We start from the raw sequence: 18,766 nt of genomic DNA on the forward strand, positions 1-18,766 counted from the left end.
ACAAAATGCTTGTCAATTATGGCAAGCATTAACATCTACCGAGAAAGTCTTATGATTATTATACGCCCTATTCAAGCCAGCGATTACGATGACTTACACCGTATTGCTATCGAATCAGGACACGGTTTTACATCACTTCCTGTTAATGAAGAACTACTTCAAAACCGTATAACACGCTCAGAAGTATCGTTTGATGCACAAGTTACCCAACCAGGTGATGAGGGTTACTTATTCGTTATGGAAGATACTGAAACGGGTAAAGTTGTCGGAACAAGCGGCATTGAAGCGGCCGTTGGTTTAGAAGATGCCTTTTATCATTATCATTTAGGTAAAGTTGTACACAACTCGCGAGAGTTAGGTATTTACAATACGGTCGAAACATTATCGTTATGTAACGATTACACTGGTGCCACGGAAATCTGCACCTTGTTCCTAAGTGAAAGTCACCGCAAGAATAACAATGGCCGCTTTTTATCACGCTTCAGGTTCTTATTTCTTGCAGAGCACAGTGAGCGCTTCGCCGATACCGTAATCGCAGAAATGCGTGGTGTGTCAGATGAAAATGGTCGTTCGCCATTTTGGGCATGGTTAGAAGAGTTTTTCTTTTCAATGGACTTTCCAACCGCTGATTACTTAACTGGCATTGGTAAAAAAGTATTTATTGCCGAGCTCATGCCTAAGTACCCTATTTACGTAAACTTACTGAGCAAAGACGCTCAGCAAGTGATCAATAAAGTACATGACAAAACGGTACCTGCATTACGTTTACTTGAAAACGAAGGGTTTTCTCGTCGCGGCTATGTAGATATTTTTGATGCAGGTCCAACTGTAGAAGCGAATAAAAATAAAATTCGCAGTGTCGTTGAAAGCCAGAAATGTCAGGTCATTATTGGCGATGTTCAAGAAAAAGCTAAATACATTATTTGTAATACCAGTGTTAAAAATTTCCGTGCAACGCAAGCGTGTATTTCTATTAGAGAAACGGCTAATCAAGTGGTCATCAATCAAGATGTCGCTGACGCGTTAATGGTCAGTGAAGGCGATTGGCTGCGTTTTGTCGCAATTTAACACTTAGGTTTAAGAGGAATTACCATGACACAACAAGTTCAATTTATTAATGGTCAATGGCTTGCAGGCCAAGGCCATGCAATCACCTCAGTTAACCCTGCTCGTAACGAAGTTATCTGGCAAGGTAACACAGCTACCCCCGAACAAGTTGAAACCGCGATTTTAAGTGCTCGCAAAGCATTTGAAACTTGGGGCACCACAACATTAGCAGAGCGTATCGCACTAGCTAATAATTTTGCCGCGCAACTTGAAGAAAATAAAGAAGCTTTAGCGGAAGTAATCGCCCAAGAAACGGGTAAACCAATTTGGGAAACCCGTACGGAAGTTGCGGCAATGGTTGGCAAGGTGGCAATTTCTATTCGCGCTTATGACGAGCGTACTGGCACCGTAGAAAACCCAATGCCAGGTGCCAAAGCATTTATCCGCCACAAGCCTCATGGTGTAGTAGCCGTATTTGGCCCATATAACTTCCCGGGACATTTACCCAATGGTCATATTGTTCCAGCGTTAATCGCCGGCAATACGGTGGTATTCAAGCCAAGTGAACTAACACCTAAAGTTGCAGAGTTCACGTTAAAATTATGGCAAAACGCGGGATTACCAGCTAGCGTAATCAACCTAGTACAAGGTGAAGTTGAAACGGGTAAAGCACTGGCATCACACCCGCAAATTGACGGCTTATTCTTTACTGGTAGCTCGCAAACAGGCCATTTATTGCACGAGCAATTTGGTGGACAGCCAGGTAAAATTTTAGCGTTAGAAATGGGTGGTAATAACCCGTTGATTGTTAACGATGTAAGCGATATTAATGCTGTTGTTCACGATATTATTCAATCTGCTTTTGTTACCACAGGACAACGTTGTACCTGTTCTCGCCGCTTATTTATTGAAGCTGGAGAACAAGGCGATGCGATTTTAGCTAAATTAATTGCCGCAACTAAAGCGATTAAAATTGGCTACTACAATGACGAAGAACAACCGTTTATTGGTTCGATGATCTCTGAAAAAGCAGCCCTTGGCTTAGTTGCAGCGCAAGCACAATTAGTAGAGCTTGGCGGTCAACCGCTAGTAGAGCTTAAGCACCTAGAAGCAGGTACTGGTTTTGTTTCACCTGGTATTATTGATGTTACTAACATTTCGGCAATGCCAGACGAAGAACATTTCGGCCCATTATTAAAAGTCTATCGTTACACTAATTTTGATGCAGCAATTGATGAAGCCAATAATACCAGCTTTGGTTTGTCGGCTGGCTTACTAAGTGATAGCAAAGCGTTATACGAGCATTTCTTTAGCCGTATTCGCGCAGGTATTGTTAATTGGAACAAGCCAATTACCGGTGCTAGCAGTGCAGCGCCATTTGGCGGCATTGGTGCCAGCGGCAACCACAGAGCTTCTGCTTATTATGCGGCGGATTACTGTGCTTACCCTGTAGCTTCAGTAGAAGCTGAGAAAGTCACATTGCCAGCAAGCTTAAGCCCAGGCCTTAGCATCTAATATTGTATAAACTTAAATCTAAAACTAGCAGGTATTACTTTTCAAACCCACCTGCTAGTTTTAATAAAATTTAAATTGAGTATTAACTTTAAAATCGATTAAAATATCGGCTATGAGTTTAAAATATCAACTACAAACGGCAGGCTTCCGTCCTACGTTTTTCAAAAGTATCGATCAAATCTAGAATTCTGACGAATAGTTAGCGCACGCTTTCGTCATCAAAAAACTCACGTAAGCCTACGCTGACCCCAAAACACTCCTTAATGTATGTTTTATTAGGAATCATAATGACTGCGCAAGTAACACATTTATTTAACAACATTTGGCAAAACTATTTAGAAGTAACGCCTTCTGCAAAAAAAGTTCACGAACTATTAGGCTCAGGTAATGATGTGATTAATGACCACGTTGCCTACAGAACGTTTAACATTGAAAAAGTTAACTTAGAAAAGTTAGCTGCTCATTTAATTAAATTAGGCTACAAAGAATGTGGCGAATATCACTTTGAAGCGAAAAAGTTATACGCTAAACACTTTGAGCATGAAAATGACACGCTACCTAAAGTGTTTATTAGTGAGTTATTGGTTGAAAAATTTTCTCCTCAAGTACAACAAATTATCCATAACTTAGTAGACCAGCTTCCTGAAACTGCCGTAACTGAAGATAACTTTTTATATTCAGGTAAGCAGTGGAATGTTAGCTATCAAGACTACCAAACATTGCTTGCAGAAAGTGAATATGCAGCATGGATGGCCGCTTGGGGTTACCGAGCTAACCACTTTACCGTGAGCATTAATCATTTAGCTAATTATGATTGTATCTCAGCGGTAAACGAAGCTGTCAAACAAGGTGGCTTTACACTTAATAGCGCTGGCGGTGAAATTAAAGGTGATGAAACAGTTAAATTAGAGCAATCGTCGACAATGGCAGATGTTGCCAACGTTCAATTTTCTGATCAATTAGTGGCTATTCCTAGCTGTTTTTACGAATTCGCCAAACGCTATCCATTAGCTGATGGCAAGTTATACAGTGGCTTTGTAGCGGCATCAGCTGATAAAATTTTCGAAAGCACTAACGCTGCTGCCTAGTAGGAGTCAAGCGTTTATTAGCCCGCTATTTATGCGGGCTTTTTTATTTCTAAAATTCATTGAGATCATGAACTTGCTATCAAAGGGTTAAAAAGAGTAAAGTATTAACCATCTGCAAGCAAAAATGATTGTTATATGGTTACGGATACTGAAGGCTACGTTCACATTATTGAATACCTAACAGAACACTTAAACTTGTTCGAAAATGCCGAACAAGCGGCAAGCAGTAGTGAGTCTGTGATGGAAGTAATAGAACAAGAGTTAAGTGAGCAAATCATTCTTGTTTGTAGCCAAAATGAAGATCTAACCTTCAACCAACGTAATATGATCATTCGTGAAGTAGACGCTATAGTATACGACTTGGAAGAGATTCTATCTGCCGTGGTGAATAACCCCGTATCAGATCGTCAACGCACGTTTATCAAAGAATTTGCCAGCTTAATTAAAAACCTATTTGATACCGAAATACATAGCCTTCCACATTAGGGTCTGTTGATCTTCCAGTTTATTACTCTGTTGTTTTTGAAAAAGCGGTCAATCGCAGCGCTTAATATAAAGTTTGATTGTGCCAAATGCATATTAAGCAACAAAGAGTGACACTTTTTCAAAACAACCCGAAGGGCAATGGCTCATTTTCAACCTAACTGCGTTGAAAATCGTTAATGTAGCATAACTACATTACACTCTGTTCGCCTTGTCACCTTAAAATGGCCTATAGCAGAAACTAAAATGAAAAATCAACAGACCCTAGCTAATAATAAAATACTCCTTTAGCCGACACAGTTTTATCGCTACAATCAGCGACAAAATTTAAGAAAGAGGTTTTTTATGAAAGCGACGGTTAAATGGGTTGGTGACGAGTTATTTTTAGCTACTTCAGAAAGTGGGCATCAAATAGTATTAGATGCAAATGGTGGTAAAACTGCACCTAGCCCACTAGAAAACGTCTTACTATCACTTGGTGGATGTTCATCTGTCGACGTCGTTAGTATTCTCGAAAAAGCCCGTCAAAACATTGCAGGTTGCCGCGTAGATATTGAAGGAACGCGAGTAGATACCGTACCGCGTTTATTTTCTAAGATTCACCTGCACTTTGTAATTACTGGCACTGATGTCGCAGAAAAACATGTTGAGCGAGCTGTCAGCTTGTCTGCTGACAAATATTGCTCTGTCGCATTAATGCTAAATAAAACGGTAAAAATTACTCACGACTTTGAAATTATCGACGCTTAGGCGATCAAAAATACAAAAAAGGCTGAAATATTTCAGCCTTTTTTGTGTGCAATATTACCTGATAATTTTATAAATCCGACATCCAGTCCAATTGTTTATTTGCCTCTGCTTTCTTATCCATTAAATCGCGAATTAACGGAGTTAAAATCAACTCCATAGCAAAGCCCATTTTGCCACCTGGCACCACTAAGGTGTTCACCCGAGACATAAAGGCGCCATCAATCATTGATAAATAAAAGGGAAAGTCGACATGGGTCGAGTCTCGAAAACGGATCACCACAAAACTTTCATCAAGTGATGGGATTGCCTTAGCGCTAAAAGGGTTCGATGTATCAACCGTTGGCACCCGCTGAAAATTCACATGTGTACGAGAAAATTGCGGTGTAATAAAGTTGATATAATCATCCATCGAGCGAACTATGCTATGGGTGACGGCTTCGCGACTATGACCTCGTTGACTGGTATCGCGAATAATTTTTTGCGTCCACTCAAGGTTTACTATCGGCACCATGCCAATCAATAAATCGACATATTGGGCAACATTGTTTTTCTCAGTTACTACGCCGCCATGTAGCCCTTCATAGAATAGTAAATCTGTACCTTCGCCCAGCTCTTCCCAAGGGGTAAATGTTCCTGGCATTTGGTTATAAGGTACAGCCTCGTCGAACGTATGTAGATACCGGCGCATGCTGCCTTTACCAGCCTCTGAATATTCACGAAACAGCATTTCCAATGCGTCAAAGTCATTAGCTTGGTCACCGAAATAACTAAGCTTTCGGCCTTCTTCATCAGCTTTGCGTCGCTCTAATTCCATCTCTTGGCGCGAATAACGATGGAAACTATCACCTTCTACTTTGGCAGAGGTAATACCTAAGCTTCGAAATATATGTTCGAACGATTCCGTTGTAGTAGAGGTTCCCGCGCCTGACGAGCCTGTGACAGCGATAATTGGATTTCTGGATGACATTTATCAAGTCTTACTAAATAAATTACTGTGACTTGTTATACGGAGATTTTAGGCGGATAGCAAGTAAGGCTATTGTTATAGATCAACGATAAATGATTAAAGCATATATTTTTGCCATAAAAAAACGGAGCAAATGCTCCGTTTTTTCAATGTTAATCTTTCGATTAAGCGTTAGCTTCTTCCGCTACTTCTGCTGTTTCTTCAACAACAGGACGGTCAACTAATTCTACATAAGCCATAGGCGCTTTATCACCAGTACGGTAACCGCATTTTAAGATGCGAGTGTAACCACCTGGACGCTCTTGGTAACGAGGACCAAGTTCGCTGAATAATAAACCTACTACTTCTTGATCACGTGTACGAGCGAATGCTAAACGACGGTTTGCAACGCTGTCAGTTTTTGCCAATGTAATTAATGGCTCAACCACGCGACGTAATTCTTTAGCTTTAGCAACAGTAGTTTTAATAACACCGTGCTTAACTAAAGAGCTTGCCATATTGCGGAACATCGCTTGGCGATGACTGCTATTACGGTTTAACTGGCGACCGCTTTTACGATGGCGCATAAGTTAATCCTTCTCTACTATTAGTTTACGATTCAATTTAGTCGTTATCAGCGATGCTTTCTGGTGGCCAGTTTTCTAAGCGCATGCCTAGAGATAAACCACGAGATGCTAACACATCTTTGATTTCAGTAAGTGACTTCTTACCTAAGTTAGGCGTTTTAAGAAGTTCAACTTCTGCACGTTGGACTAAATCACCGATATACTGAATTGCTTCTGCTTTTAAACAGTTCGCTGAGCGAACAGTTAACTCTAAGTCATCAACAGGACGAAGTAAGATTGGATCAAATAGAGGTTTCTCTTCTTTTTGTTCCACTTCAGTCACGTCACGTAACTCTACAAACGCATCTAACTGTTCTGCTAGGATGGTTGAAGCGCGACGGATTGCTTCTTCTGGATCTAACGTACCGTTAGTTTCCATGTCGATAATTAACTTATCTAGATCTGTACGTTGTTCAACACGTGCAGAATCTACATCATAAGCAATTCTTGCTACAGGACTGAATGAAGCATCAACCAATAAACGGCCAATTGCTCTTTCATCTTCTTCGGCTTCACGACGAGTAGAAGCAGGAACGTAACCACGACCCATTTCTACTTTGATGCGCATGCTGATAGAGCCGTCACCTGTTAAATGACAAATTACGTGCTCTGGATTTGCAATTTCTACATCACCATCATGCTGAATATCAGCAGCCTTCACAGGGCCTTCACCAGACTTTTCAATTGTTAGTACGGCTTCATTTTTGCCCTCTAAACGAACTGCAAGTCCTTTAAGGTTTAACAGTATCTCAATGATGTCTTCTTGAACACCTTCTTTACTACTGTATTCGTGTAATACGCCATCAATTTCTACTTCAGTAACTGCACATCCTGGCATTGAAGATAGTAAAATACGACGTAAGGCGTTACCTAAAGTGTGACCAAAACCACGCTCTAACGGCTCTAAAGTAACTTTAGAACGTGTAGGGCTGATAGTTTCAACATCTACTAAACGTGGTCTTAAGAATTCGGTTACGGAACCCTGCATTATGTCCTCTCTTAAAGTTCAGCTTTACTTAGAGTAAAGCTCGACAATCAACTGTTCATTAATTTCAGCAGACAAGTCTGAACGCTCTGGAACACGTTTGAAAACGCCTTCCATTTTCTTGTTGTCTACTTCAACCCAGATTGGTTTCTCACGTTGTTCTGCTAATTCTAAAGCAGCAACAATACGTGCTTGTGCTTTTGATTTTTCGCGAACAGAAACCACATCTTCAGCCTTAACAGTGAAAGATGGAATATTTACTACAACTCCGTTTACTACGATAGCTTTGTGGCTAACTAGTTGACGAGCTTCTGCACGAGTACTTGCGTAACCCATACGATAAACTACGTTGTCTAAGCGAGTTTCTAAAAGCTGTAACAAGTTTTCACCTGTGTTGCCTTTAAGACGAGCCGCTTCTTTGTAGTAGTTACGGAATTGCTTCTCTAATACACCGTAGATACGACGTACTTTTTGTTTTTCACGAAGCTGTACACCATAGTCAGATAAACGACCGCGACGCGCGCCGTGCTGACCTGGGATAGTTTCGATTTTACATTTAGTATCAATCGCGCGAACACCAGACTTAAGGAATAAGTCGGTACCTTCACGACGGCTAAGTTTTAGCTTTGGACCTAAATATCTTGCCATTTTCTTTCTCCAACTATCCTATTAAACGCGACGTTTCTTAGGAGGACGACAACCATTATGAGGAATAGGAGTAACGTCAGTAATGTTGGTGATTTTAAAACCAGCAGCATTTAAGGCACGGATTGCAGATTCACGACCTGGACCTGGACCTTTAACGAATACTTCAATATTCTTCAAACCAAACTCTTGTGCAGCTTTACCCGCACGATCTGCAGCTACCTGAGCAGCAAATGGAGTAGATTTACGTGAACCACGGAAACCTGAACCACCAGCAGTCGCCCAAGATAATGCATTACCTTGACGGTCTGTAAGAGTCACGATTGTGTTGTTGAAAGAAGCATGGATATGAGCCATGCCATCAGCAACTTGTTTTTTTACACGTTTACGTGTACGAACTGGAGTTTTAGCCATGTCTAATTACCTCGCTACTTCTTAATAGGCTTACGAGGACCTTTACGGGTACGCGCATTAGTTTTAGTGCGTTGACCACGTAGAGGTAGACTGCGACGATGGCGAATACCACGGAAACAGCCAAGGTCCATCAGACGCTTGATGTTCATAGAAACTTCACGGCGTAAGTCACCTTCAACAGTGTACTTATCCACTTCTGCACGAAGCAAATCAATTTGTGCTTCGTCTAATTCACTGATCTTAGTAGATTCTGCGATACCAGTTGCCGCTAAAATTGCTTTTGAGCGAGTTAAACCGATACCGTAAATCGCAGTAAGGGCGATTACTGCATGTTTACGATCAGGGATGTTAATGCCAGCGATACGGGCCACTAACACATCTCCTATTTTAAAATTAAAAATTACAGGTTGAAAAGCCCGTTAGGATACTCAACCTGTCCACTTTTTTGCAAATCGAAGCGGCATTATACAGATAAATCTGAATAATGCCACATCTAAAGATTTAGCCTTGACGTTGCTTGTGTTTTGGTTCGTTACAAATAACACGAACAACACCAGCACGTTTTACCACTTTACAGTTACGACAAATCTTCTTTACGGATGCACGAACTTTCATCTTACTACTCCGTTAAACCTAGCGGCCATAGCCTTTAAGGTTAGCTTTCTTAAGCACGCTGTCATATTGATGTGACATCAAATGAGTTTGTACTTGTGCCATAAAGTCCATAATTACTACCACGATGATCAGTAATGACGTACCGCCAAAATAGAACTGAACATCCCAAGCAATCATCATAAACTCAGGAACCAAACAAATAAAAGTAATATATAACGCACCAGCTAAGGTTAAACGCGTCATTACTTTATCGATATATTTCGAAGTCTGTTCACCCGGACGAATACCCGGAATAAACGCACCAGACTTTTTAAGGTTATCTGCAGTTTCACGCGGGTTGAATACCAACGCCGTATAAAAGAAACAGAAAAATATTATCGCAGCTGCAAGCAACATTACATACAAAGGTTGACCCGGAGAAACTGCCATTGACAGGTTCTGGAAGATGTCAGCCACTGCACCATCACCTTGACCAAACCAGCTCGCAAGCGTGCCAGGGAACAAGATAATACTTGAAGCGAAAATTGGTGGAATAACACCCGCCATATTCACTTTCAATGGTAAATGTGTACTTTGCGCAGCAAATACTTTACGACCTTGTTGACGTTTTGCGTAGTTAACAACGATACGACGTTGACCACGTTCAACAAAAACAACGAAGAAAGTTACTGCAAATACAATCACTGCAATTAACAATAATACTAATAAGTGCAATTCACCTTGACGCGCCATCTCTGCAGTTTGACCTACAGCTGATGGCATACCAGCAACAATACCAGCAAAAATCAGAATCGAAATACCATTACCGATACCACGCTCAGTAATTTGCTCACCTAACCACATTAAGAACATGGTACCAGTAACCAAAGATACTACCGCAGTAAAGTAGAAGCCTATGCCTTCATTAATAACAAGGCCAGGCATCATCGCCGGTAAACCACGAGCAATCGCGATTGACTGAACTGTTGCTAATACTAAAGTACCGTAGCGTGTGTACTGGCTGATTTTACGACGTCCAGCTTCACCTTCTTTCTTAAGCTCTGCCATGGCAGGATGAACTACCGTGAGCAATTGCATAATAATCGAAGCTGAAATGTACGGCATAATACCTAGTGCCAGTACAGAGGCGCGCTCAAGTGCACCACCAGAGAACATGTTAAACATTTCTACGATGGTGCCCTTTTGTTGTTCAAACAACTGAGCTAATACAGCGGCGTCAATACCAGGGATTGGCACAAATGATCCTAATCTGAACACGATAAGTGCTAAGAACACGAACCATAATCTTTGTTTAAGCTCGGTTAAACCACCTTGAGCTTTATTTTCCATTCCTGGTGTAGCCATACTCTGTATTATTCCTCGATTTTACCGCCAGCAGCTTCAATGGCTGCACGTGCGCCTTTAGTAACACCAAGTCCACGAACTGTAACAGGCTTAGTGATCTCGCCCGCAAGCATGATCTTAACTGTTTCAATGTTACGTGTAACAAGGTTAGCGTCTTTTAGCGTGTGAATATCAACAACATCGCCTTCGATTTTATTTAACTCGTGTAAACGAACTTCAGCGTGAACTAAAGACTTACGAGAAGTAAAACCAAATTTAGGTAAACGTTGTTTTAAAGGCATTTGACCGCCTTCGAAACCTGGACGTACACCGCCGCCAGAACGAGACTTCTGACCTTTGTGACCACGACCACCTGTTTTACCTAAACCAGAACCGATACCGCGACCTACACGTTTCTTGGCTGATTTAGCACCTGGTGCAGGAGATAATGTATTTAAACGCATCGATTAGTCCTCCACCTTAATCATGTACTGTACTTGATTAATCATACCACGTACAGATGGAGTATCTTCTAACTCAACTGTATGATTGATACGACGTAAACCAAGACCTTTCAATGTAGCTCTATGCTTCGGTAAACGACCGATAGAGCTTTTTACTTGAGTTACTTTAACTGTTTTAGCCATGCTTAATTACCCCAAGATATCTGCAACGTTTTTGCCACGTTTTGCAGCTACAGCTTCTGGCGATTTCATGTTCGCTAGAGCGCCGATAGTTGCACGGACAACGTTGATTGGGTTAGTAGAACCGTATGCTTTTGACAATACGTTCTGTACGCCTGCTACTTCAAGTACTGCACGCATTGCACCACCGGCAATGATACCTGTACCTTCAGAAGCTGGTTGCATGTAAACTTTAGAACCTGAGTGACGACCCTTGATAGGGTGTTGAAGAGTAGTACCCTTCAAGTCAACAGTTACTAAGTTACGACGAGCCTTTTCCATTGCTTTTTGGATAGCAGCAGGTACTTCACGTGCCTTACCGTAACCAAAACCAACACGGCCATTACCGTCACCAACTACAGTTAATGCTGTGAAACTGAAAATACGACCACCTTTAACCACTTTTGATACGCGGTTAACGGCGATTAGCTTTTCAGCCATATCTGTTTGCTGTTGTGTGTTTTCTACATTAGCCATGATCAACTCCTAGAACTGAAGGCCAGCTTCACGAGCTGCTTCTGCTAACGCTTTTACGCGACCGTGGTAACGGAAACCAGAGCGATCAAATGCAACAGACTCAATGCCTTTTGCTTTTGCGCGTTCTGCGATTGCTTTACCTACAGCAGTAGCTGCAGCAACATTACCGGTTTTTTCAACTTGTGCTTTTACTTCTTTATCTAAAGTAGATGCAGCAGCAATTACTTCAGAACCTGAAGCAGCGATAAGCTGAGCGTAAATGTGACGAGGAGTACGGAACACGACTAAACGATTCGCACCCAACTCGCTGATTTTTGCACGTGCACGTTTTGCACGGCGTAAACGAGATGTTTTCTTATCCATCGTATTACCCTACTTCTTCTTAGCTTCTTTACGACGTACGATTTCGTCTGAATAACGGATACCTTTACCTTTATAAGGCTCTGGCTCACGGTATGAACGAATGTTTGCCGCAACTTGACCAACCAACTGCTTGTCTGCACCTTTAAGTACAACTTCAGTTTGGCTAGGAGTTTCACACGAAATTCCCGCAGGAATTGCGTGGTCAACTGGATGTGAGAAACCTAATGCAAGGTTTAAGCTCTGACCAGCAGCTTTAGCACGGTAACCAACACCATTTAAGATAAGTTTCTTTTCGAAACCTTGGCTTACGCCAACTACCATGTTGTTGATAACTGCACGTGCAGTACCGGCTTGTGCCCAAGCAGCTTTGCTTTCTTCTTTCACAGTTGTAGTGATTTGGTTCTCTTCTTGAGCAACCGCTACTAAATCGTGAATAGTGCGAGAAAGTTCGCCTACTGGACCTTTAACTTTAATGTCTTGACCTGATAACGTAACTGTAACGCCAGCAGGAATAGAGACAGGTGCTTTTGCAACACGAGACATATTCTTGCTCCTTACGCTACGAAACCAAGGATTTCACCGCCAAGACCCGCAGTGCGAGCGGCGCGATCCGTCATTAAACCTTTAGAAGTAGATACAATCGCGATACCCATGCCAGCTAAAACTTGTGGAATTTCAGTTGCGCCTTTGTATACACGAAGACCAGGACGTGAAACACGCTTGATCGTTTCGATTACTTCTTTACCTTCAAAATACTTCAACTCTACAGTTAACTCAGGTTTAACACCTTCAGTAACTGCGAAATCTGAAATATAACCTTCTTCTTTAAGTAAGTTAGCAATAGCTACTTTTAGCTTAGAAGAAGGCATAGTTACTACAGTTTTAGCTGCAGATTGACCGTTGCGGATGCGTGTAAACATGTCCGCGATAGGATCAGTCATCATAATTGCGTTCTCCCTTGATTACCAACTAGCTTTCTTAAGACCAGGTACTTCACCGCGCATCATGTGCTCACGCAACATAATACGGCTTAAACCGAATTTACGTAGGTAGCCGTGTGGACGACCAGTAACGTTACAACGGTTACGCTGACGTGATGAACTTGAATCACGTGGTAAAGCTTGAAGTTTTAATACTGCATCCCAACGATCTTCTTCAGAAGTATTTACGTTAGAGATAATTTCTTTAAGTGCACGGCGCTTTTCTGCGTACTGAGCCACTAATTTAGTGCGCTTAGCTTCGCGTGCTTTCATAGATGATTTAGCCATAACTCTACACCTTATTTCTTAAACGGGAAGTTAAAGGCAGTCAGCAAAGCACGACCTTCCTCGTCAGATGCCGCAGTAGTAGTGATAGTAATATCCATACCACGGATCTTATCGACTTTATCATAGTCGATTTCAGGGAAAATGATTTGCTCACGCACGCCCATGCTGTAATTACCACGACCATCGAACGACTTAGGGTTCAAGCCACGGAAATCACGGATACGAGGAACTGAAATAGAGATTAAGCGCTCTAAAAATTCCCACATGCGCTCGCCGCGTAAAGTTACTTTTGCGCCAATAGGGTAGCCTTCACGAATTTTGAAGCCAGCAACTGATTTGCGTGCTTTCGTGATTAAAGGCTTTTGACCAGAGATTGCAGTAAGATCATTTGTGGCGTTCTCTAATACTTTTTTATCAGTAATAGCTTCACCAACACCCATGTTTAGGGTGATCTTTTCAATCCGAGGGACTTGCATGACACTTTTGTATTCGAACTTCTTTTGAAGCTCTGCAACAACTGTATCTTTGTAAAAATCATGCAGTTTCGCCATCGTTTACTCCAATAATTAAACTAATTCGTTATTAGATTTGAAGAAACGAACTTTTTTGCCGTCTTCAACTCTAAAACCTACACGATCTGCTTTACCCGTTTTAGGGTTAACGATCGCTACGTTTGAAACGTGGATAGGTGCTTCTTTTTCAATGATGCCGCCAGGTTGCTGTAACTGAGGTACAGGCTTCTGGTGCTTCTTAACTAAGTTAACGCCTTCCACAAATACTTTGCTGTCTTCAACAAGAACTTTAGTAACTTTACCAGTTTTGCCCTTGTCTTTGCCTGCAAGTACGATTACTTCATCATCACGACGAATCTTATGTGCCATTATCGTGACTCCTTATAGTACTTCTGGTGCAAGTGACACGATTTTCATGAACTTTTCAGTTCTTAATTCACGTGTTACCGGCCCGAAAATACGAGTACCAATTGGCTGTAAGTTTGCATTAAGCATTACAGCCGCGTTGCCGTCAAAGCGAATGGCTGAGCCATCCTGGCGACGAACGCCCTTTTTAGTGCGCACCACTACCGCGTTTAGTACATCACCTTTTTTTACTTTGCCGCGAGGAATAGCTTCCTTCACTGCAACTTTGATGACGTCACCTATGCGTGCATAGCGACGGTGCGAGCCACCAAGGACCTTAATACATTGCACGCGTCGAGCGCCACTGTTATCAGCAACGTCTAGCTGTGTTTGCATTTGGATCATTTTTTGTGCTCCGCTGTTAAATAAATTCAAGGCCAGAAATTTGACCCGTCACTGCCTTTATAACCCGACCGTAAATCGGCGGGCGCGAGATTATAACACCACCAATTTCAAATTGGTACTTTATTTGTACAATTTATTAGGCGAAGCGCAATTAGGCTATTAAGGAAGTAACTTGGGGAAAATTTATAATAATTCAAGCCAGCGATTGATAAATTTTTAATTACTAAGAGCTAATAAAATAATTAATTTTTATAAATTGCAATGAAATGACTAAGGGCATCAATTTGTGCATTAATTTCATCATCGCCAATTGTTCTCAGTTCATGCAACATTGTTTGACGATAAAGGCTATCTTCCAGCATTTGAGTTGGCGATATTGAAATTTCGAATTCAGCTTTAACCTTTCTGCCAAGTTGTTTGACAGCTCTTTTTATATCAGTCGCTACCGGTTTGACTGGGCATACACTAAAATAATTCAGCATTTTCTCTATCCTTATCCTTAACTTTGGCTGAACTTTTTAAACTTGAAAGTCAATTCACCCAACAACGCTAACTAGAGCGTGTTGAAAGCGTAATAAACTTGTATGTCATTTTTATTAACATTAATTCAAAGTCAGACAGCTCAAATAAGCTATTGTTATAAATTTCCCAAGACTATTGGCGGAAAAACACCGATAATTAGGTCATTAATTTGCTCTGGTGCCGACCTTAATCATTAATAAAAATGAACATTGGTATTTGCACACAACACTGGAAGCCCTCATGGAAATCAAAGTTAATTTTCTCGACAACCTTAGATTAGAAGCCAAATTTGATGACTTTACTGTTATCGCCGACCAACCAATTCGCTATAAGGGTGATGGTTCAGCACCGGGGCCTTTTGATTACTTCCTTGCTTCTTCTGCTATGTGCGCCGCCTATTTTGTTAAGGTTTACTGTAATTCACGCGATATCCCTACCGACAATATTCGTTTATCACAAAACAATATTGTTGATCCTGAAAATCGCTATAACCAAATTTTTCAAATTAATGTTGAATTGCCTGACAGTATTTCTGAAAAAGATCGCACCGGAATCTTACGCTCTATAGATCGCTGTACAGTTAAAAAAGTAGTACAAACTGGCCCTGAATTTAAAGTCGATATTGTAGACAGCTTAGATCAAGATGCACAAGCGATGATTATGGTGTCGCCAGATAACAAACATGAAACCTATATTTTAGGTAAAGATTTGCCATTAGAGGCAACAATCAAAAATATGACCAGCATACTAGAAAACCTCGGTATGAAAATCGAAGTTTCCTCATGGCGTAATATCGTGCCAAATGTCTGGTCATTGCATATTCGAGATGCCGCATCACCAATGTGCTTTACCAATGGCAAAGGTGCCACTAAAGAAAGTGCACTTTGCTCAGCCCTTGGTGAATTTATCGAACGGTTAAACTGCAACTTCTTTTATAACGACCAATTCTTCGGTGTTGATATCGCCAATGCCGACTTTGTTCATTACCCTAATGAAAAATGGTTTCAGCTAACTGATGATGACTCGCTGCCAGAAGGTTTACTCGATGACTATTGTCTTGAAATTTATAACCCCGATGATGAACTTTGTGGCTCACATCTAATTGATACCAACTCTGGCAATACTGATCGTGGTATTTGTGCCATTCCTTATATCCGCCATTCTGATGGTGAAACCGTATATTTCCCATCAAATTTAATAGAAAACTTGTTCCTAAGTAATGGTATGAGTGCGGGCAATAATCAGCATGAAGCACAGGTACAGTGCCTATCAGAAATATTTGAGCGCGCAGTAAAACGCCAAATTATCGAACAAGAAATTGTACTACCAGATGTACCAACAGAAGTACTTGCCAAATTCACCAGCATTGTTGCAGGTATTGAAGGGTTAGAAGCGCAAGGTTTTCCGGTAGTAGTTAAAGATGCTTCGCTTGGTGGCCAATTCCCCGTAATGTGCGTTACTTTAATGAACCCAAAAACCGGCGGTGTCTTTGCTTCTTTTGGTGCACACCCAAGTTTTGAAGTGGCGCTTGAGCGTAGTTTAACCGAGTTACTACAAGGCAGAAGTTTTGAAGGACTCAACGACGTGCCAAAACCAACATTTAATAGCATGGCAGTTGCTGAGCCAGAAAACTTTGTTGAACACTTTATTGACTCAACTGGTGTTATTTCATGGCGCTTTTTTAGTAGTAAACATGATTACGATTTTGTTGAGTGGGATTTTTCTGGCAGTAATGAACAAGAAAATGCTCAGCTTCTAGCAATTTTAGAAGCTATGGGTAAAGAAGTGTACATCGCAACATTCAATGGTCTTGACGATAACAATACCGCCGCAGCTTGCCGAATTTTGGTGCCGGATTATTCAGAAGTTTATCCCGCTGAGGATTTAATCTGGGATAACACTAATAAAGCATTGGAATATCGTGAAGACATTCTTAACTTACATCGTTTATCAGAAGATGAGCTAATTGATTTAGTCGAGCGTTTAGAAGACAGCCAGCTGGATAATTATATCGACATCAAAACCTTGATTGGTATCGAATTTGATGAAAATACCGTTTGGGGTCAACTTACGATTATTGAACTTAAGATATTAATCTATCTTGCGGTTGGTGGCTTAGAGCAAGCTTACGAACTAATTGGTGACTTTTTACAATATAATGATAATACCGCTGATCGGGTATTGTTTTATCATGCGGTGCACAACACGCTAGAAGTTGCCTTGAGTGATGATCTCGAATTCGAACACTACGCGAATAGCTTTGATCGTATGTATGGTAAAGAGCGTATGGCAGAGGTGATTGGTTTAATCAACGGTACCGCAAACTTCCACGGCTTAACCGAAACCAGTATTCACCTTGAGGGCATTGAGCCGCATTTGCGCTTGATAGAAAGCTACAAAAAGCTCCATCAAGCACGTGCGAAATTTGCCAGTAAATAGTATTAACCATTAAAGAAAACTATTAAAGTAAGTAGGCGCTGACAAACCAGCGCCTTTTTTATTTTTATGGGTTAACGCTTTTAATTAAATTGCTGGGATCGCCTGAATTAACATTGCTTCTATTTGCTCAACAATCGCCTTAACTTCAGCTTGTTGCCAGTCTTTTATCCGTGGAGTATGAATATGACCAACTGGCAATGTTGGCTTTAATTGATCGCGCAATAAAATACTACGATACGATATTTCATTTGATAAATAACCGCCGCCAGAGCCATTAACTGAAATTTCGCCATTAAGTTCGTCCAACGCTTTCGGTTCAAACTTACCTTTAGCTAGCGTTTCAATTTTATGATTGTCAATAACTTGGTACTTACCTTTGGCCTTTTGCATTGCGGTTATTGGCAGCGAGAACTCAACAAACTCTGGTCCTTGCAATTCAACGCCATTTAAAAATGGTTTTAGCGGATTAGTTGAAGTTGCGCCAGTATAAATATTTAAATTACCCGGTGCTTTTGCACTGCGCCTTAATGCTGGAAATCGCTCCAGATCAAAATCTTCCCGCCCCATGCTAATGGTGGTGATCATATCGACCTGATCGTAATAATCACTTAGTAGAGTCTCAATCATGCCTTGATCGAAGTCTGAAAACCTTACCGGCACAATAAACGCCTGAATTTCCGCGGTTTCACCATTTAGTTCAATCACTTTGTTATTTAACATTAACGCGGCAATACCTGATGGATTTGATTGGGTAATATTGCGATCTAAGAAAAATGGATCAAAGCCAGTAATTAAAATTTTCTTCGTGGTATTTTGAGTAAATTCTGCCTGACCATATCCTCTGCTTGCTAATTCATAGTCAAACATTAGCTTAGCTTGTTCATTTTCTGCTAAGCCTCGGTAAACTTCGTTGCCACGTAATAACTTGGCCATTTGCAATCGCGCCCAATATAGCGGTCTGTCATCATAGCTTTGAGTCGATTGAGTTTGCTTGGTTGCCAAGCTAAATAAATCGCTTGCCTGATGTTTAATAACTTGCTTAAGTTGGCTTACCGAATTCACTTCATTCAGTGCAGAACCAAAGGCATTAATTTCTTTATTGAACAAACTAACCATTTTTGGCGACGCATCATTAGCTTGCTGAATACGCGCTTCTTCTATCGATAAGTAGGTGGCATTTTTGGCGAAAGCAGTTGTTGTTAATAACACTGTGCTTAGTGCAATTGAAGTAAGAATGTTTTTCATCATATAAGACTACCGATAAATAAAGACCAAGCAGTATAAACATCTTTCTTTTAATATCACTAGCTTAACT

Annotated in this window: 26 protein-coding genes; 6 read left to right on the forward strand and 20 right to left on the reverse strand. The window is 41.0% G+C overall.

The genetic code is table 11. From position 1 onward, the window contains the following. Positions 1-51 precede the first annotated feature (51 nt). The 5 genes from astA (at position 52) to ACOB82_RS11955 (ending at position 4,883) form a co-directional block, all read left to right on the forward strand. Positions 52-1,068, forward strand: coding sequence for an arginine N-succinyltransferase (astA, locus tag ACOB82_RS11935; protein ID WP_448213223.1), 1,017 nt, complete (start codon positions 52-54; stop codon positions 1,066-1,068). 24 nt (positions 1,069-1,092) lie between these two features. Next, complete coding sequence (astD, locus tag ACOB82_RS11940; RefSeq protein ID WP_448213224.1) at positions 1,093-2,562, forward strand: succinylglutamate-semialdehyde dehydrogenase; 1,470 nt, start codon at positions 1,093-1,095, stop codon at positions 2,560-2,562. Between the two features lie 287 nt (positions 2,563-2,849). Beyond that, positions 2,850-3,650: a 2-oxoadipate dioxygenase/decarboxylase family protein gene (locus ACOB82_RS11945; protein ID WP_448213225.1), complete on the forward strand. Its 801-nt coding sequence runs from the start codon at positions 2,850-2,852 to the stop codon at positions 3,648-3,650. Positions 3,651-3,785: 135 nt separating this feature from the next. Beyond that, positions 3,786-4,136, forward strand: coding sequence for a DUF3802 family protein (locus ACOB82_RS11950; protein WP_448213226.1), 351 nt, complete (start codon positions 3,786-3,788; stop codon positions 4,134-4,136). Between the two features lie 342 nt (positions 4,137-4,478). Then, positions 4,479-4,883 carry an OsmC family protein gene (locus tag ACOB82_RS11955; RefSeq protein WP_448213227.1) on the forward strand — a complete coding sequence of 135 codons (405 nt, stop codon included), beginning with the start codon at positions 4,479-4,481 and terminating at the stop codon, positions 4,881-4,883. Positions 4,884-4,950: 67 nt separating this feature from the next. Here ACOB82_RS11955 and ACOB82_RS11960 read toward each other — a convergent pair whose 3' ends face one another. The 19 genes from ACOB82_RS11960 to ACOB82_RS12050 all read right to left on the reverse strand — a co-directional run bounded on the left by ACOB82_RS11960 (position 4,951) and on the right by ACOB82_RS12050 (position 14,972). Further along, the gene (locus ACOB82_RS11960; RefSeq protein WP_448213228.1) at positions 4,951-5,850 is read right to left on the reverse strand and encodes a phosphoribulokinase; all 900 of its coding nucleotides are present in this window, start codon (positions 5,848-5,850) and stop codon (positions 4,951-4,953) included. Between the two features lie 164 nt (positions 5,851-6,014). Continuing rightward, positions 6,015-6,416: a 50S ribosomal protein L17 gene (gene rplQ / locus ACOB82_RS11965; protein WP_448213229.1), complete on the reverse strand. Its 402-nt coding sequence runs from the start codon at positions 6,414-6,416 to the stop codon at positions 6,015-6,017. Between the two features lie 37 nt (positions 6,417-6,453). After that, positions 6,454-7,443 carry a DNA-directed RNA polymerase subunit alpha gene (locus tag ACOB82_RS11970; RefSeq protein ID WP_448213230.1) on the reverse strand — a complete coding sequence of 330 codons (990 nt, stop codon included), beginning with the start codon at positions 7,441-7,443 and terminating at the stop codon, positions 6,454-6,456. 24 nt (positions 7,444-7,467) lie between these two features. Next, on the reverse strand, positions 7,468-8,088 hold the full coding sequence (rpsD, locus tag ACOB82_RS11975; protein WP_448213231.1) for a 30S ribosomal protein S4: 621 nt from the start codon (positions 8,086-8,088) through the stop codon (positions 7,468-7,470). 21 nt (positions 8,089-8,109) lie between these two features. After that, complete coding sequence (gene rpsK, locus ACOB82_RS11980) at positions 8,110-8,499, reverse strand: 30S ribosomal protein S11 (RefSeq protein WP_076420861.1); 390 nt, start codon at positions 8,497-8,499, stop codon at positions 8,110-8,112. Positions 8,500-8,513: 14 nt separating this feature from the next. Continuing rightward, positions 8,514-8,870, reverse strand: a complete 357-nt coding sequence (gene rpsM / locus ACOB82_RS11985) for a 30S ribosomal protein S13 (protein WP_115998826.1) — start codon at positions 8,868-8,870, stop codon at positions 8,514-8,516. A 130-nt stretch (positions 8,871-9,000) separates the two neighbouring features. After that, the gene (rpmJ, locus tag ACOB82_RS11990) at positions 9,001-9,114 is read right to left on the reverse strand and encodes a 50S ribosomal protein L36 (RefSeq protein ID WP_448213232.1); all 114 of its coding nucleotides are present in this window, start codon (positions 9,112-9,114) and stop codon (positions 9,001-9,003) included. A gap of 18 nt (positions 9,115-9,132) precedes the next feature. Continuing rightward, positions 9,133-10,458 carry a preprotein translocase subunit SecY gene (gene secY / locus ACOB82_RS11995; protein WP_448213233.1) on the reverse strand — a complete coding sequence of 442 codons (1,326 nt, stop codon included), beginning with the start codon at positions 10,456-10,458 and terminating at the stop codon, positions 9,133-9,135. Positions 10,459-10,466: 8 nt separating this feature from the next. Beyond that, positions 10,467-10,901 (reverse strand): 50S ribosomal protein L15, encoded by a 435-nt coding sequence (gene rplO / locus ACOB82_RS12000; RefSeq protein ID WP_448213234.1) that lies wholly within the window; start codon positions 10,899-10,901, stop codon positions 10,467-10,469. Positions 10,902-10,904: 3 nt separating this feature from the next. Further along, entirely contained in the window at positions 10,905-11,084 is a 180-nt protein-coding gene (rpmD, locus tag ACOB82_RS12005; protein WP_448213235.1) for a 50S ribosomal protein L30, read from the reverse strand. Between the two features lie 6 nt (positions 11,085-11,090). Then, positions 11,091-11,597 carry a 30S ribosomal protein S5 gene (gene rpsE, locus ACOB82_RS12010; protein ID WP_169075005.1) on the reverse strand — a complete coding sequence of 169 codons (507 nt, stop codon included), beginning with the start codon at positions 11,595-11,597 and terminating at the stop codon, positions 11,091-11,093. Positions 11,598-11,606: 9 nt separating this feature from the next. Continuing rightward, positions 11,607-11,960: a 50S ribosomal protein L18 gene (gene rplR, locus ACOB82_RS12015; RefSeq protein WP_448213236.1), complete on the reverse strand. Its 354-nt coding sequence runs from the start codon at positions 11,958-11,960 to the stop codon at positions 11,607-11,609. A gap of 9 nt (positions 11,961-11,969) precedes the next feature. After that, entirely contained in the window at positions 11,970-12,503 is a 534-nt protein-coding gene (gene rplF, locus ACOB82_RS12020; protein ID WP_448213237.1) for a 50S ribosomal protein L6, read from the reverse strand. A gap of 11 nt (positions 12,504-12,514) precedes the next feature. Further along, positions 12,515-12,907: a 30S ribosomal protein S8 gene (rpsH, locus tag ACOB82_RS12025; protein WP_448213274.1), complete on the reverse strand. Its 393-nt coding sequence runs from the start codon at positions 12,905-12,907 to the stop codon at positions 12,515-12,517. Between the two features lie 15 nt (positions 12,908-12,922). Beyond that, on the reverse strand, positions 12,923-13,228 hold the full coding sequence (gene rpsN, locus ACOB82_RS12030; RefSeq protein ID WP_448213238.1) for a 30S ribosomal protein S14: 306 nt from the start codon (positions 13,226-13,228) through the stop codon (positions 12,923-12,925). Between the two features lie 11 nt (positions 13,229-13,239). Then, positions 13,240-13,779, reverse strand: a complete 540-nt coding sequence (gene rplE / locus ACOB82_RS12035) for a 50S ribosomal protein L5 (RefSeq protein WP_115998818.1) — start codon at positions 13,777-13,779, stop codon at positions 13,240-13,242. A 15-nt stretch (positions 13,780-13,794) separates the two neighbouring features. Continuing rightward, positions 13,795-14,109 (reverse strand): 50S ribosomal protein L24, encoded by a 315-nt coding sequence (gene rplX, locus ACOB82_RS12040; protein ID WP_448213239.1) that lies wholly within the window; start codon positions 14,107-14,109, stop codon positions 13,795-13,797. A 12-nt stretch (positions 14,110-14,121) separates the two neighbouring features. Beyond that, positions 14,122-14,490, reverse strand: coding sequence for a 50S ribosomal protein L14 (gene rplN, locus ACOB82_RS12045; RefSeq protein ID WP_074496222.1), 369 nt, complete (start codon positions 14,488-14,490; stop codon positions 14,122-14,124). Between the two features lie 242 nt (positions 14,491-14,732). Then, on the reverse strand, positions 14,733-14,972 hold the full coding sequence (locus tag ACOB82_RS12050; protein ID WP_448213240.1) for a hypothetical protein: 240 nt from the start codon (positions 14,970-14,972) through the stop codon (positions 14,733-14,735). Between the two features lie 280 nt (positions 14,973-15,252). Here ACOB82_RS12050 and ACOB82_RS12055 point away from each other — a divergent pair, with 280 nt between their 5' ends. Then, positions 15,253-17,451, forward strand: a complete 2,199-nt coding sequence (locus tag ACOB82_RS12055; RefSeq protein WP_448213241.1) for an OsmC domain/YcaO domain-containing protein — start codon at positions 15,253-15,255, stop codon at positions 17,449-17,451. Between the two features lie 84 nt (positions 17,452-17,535). On the opposite strand, the gene ACOB82_RS12060 is transcribed toward ACOB82_RS12055, so the two are convergent. Next, on the reverse strand, positions 17,536-18,699 hold the full coding sequence (locus tag ACOB82_RS12060) for a pyroglutamyl-peptidase I family protein (RefSeq protein ID WP_448213242.1): 1,164 nt from the start codon (positions 18,697-18,699) through the stop codon (positions 17,536-17,538). Positions 18,700-18,766 lie beyond the last annotated feature (67 nt).

The sequence above is a fragment of the Colwellia sp. MEBiC06753 genome (genome assembly GCF_053470325.1).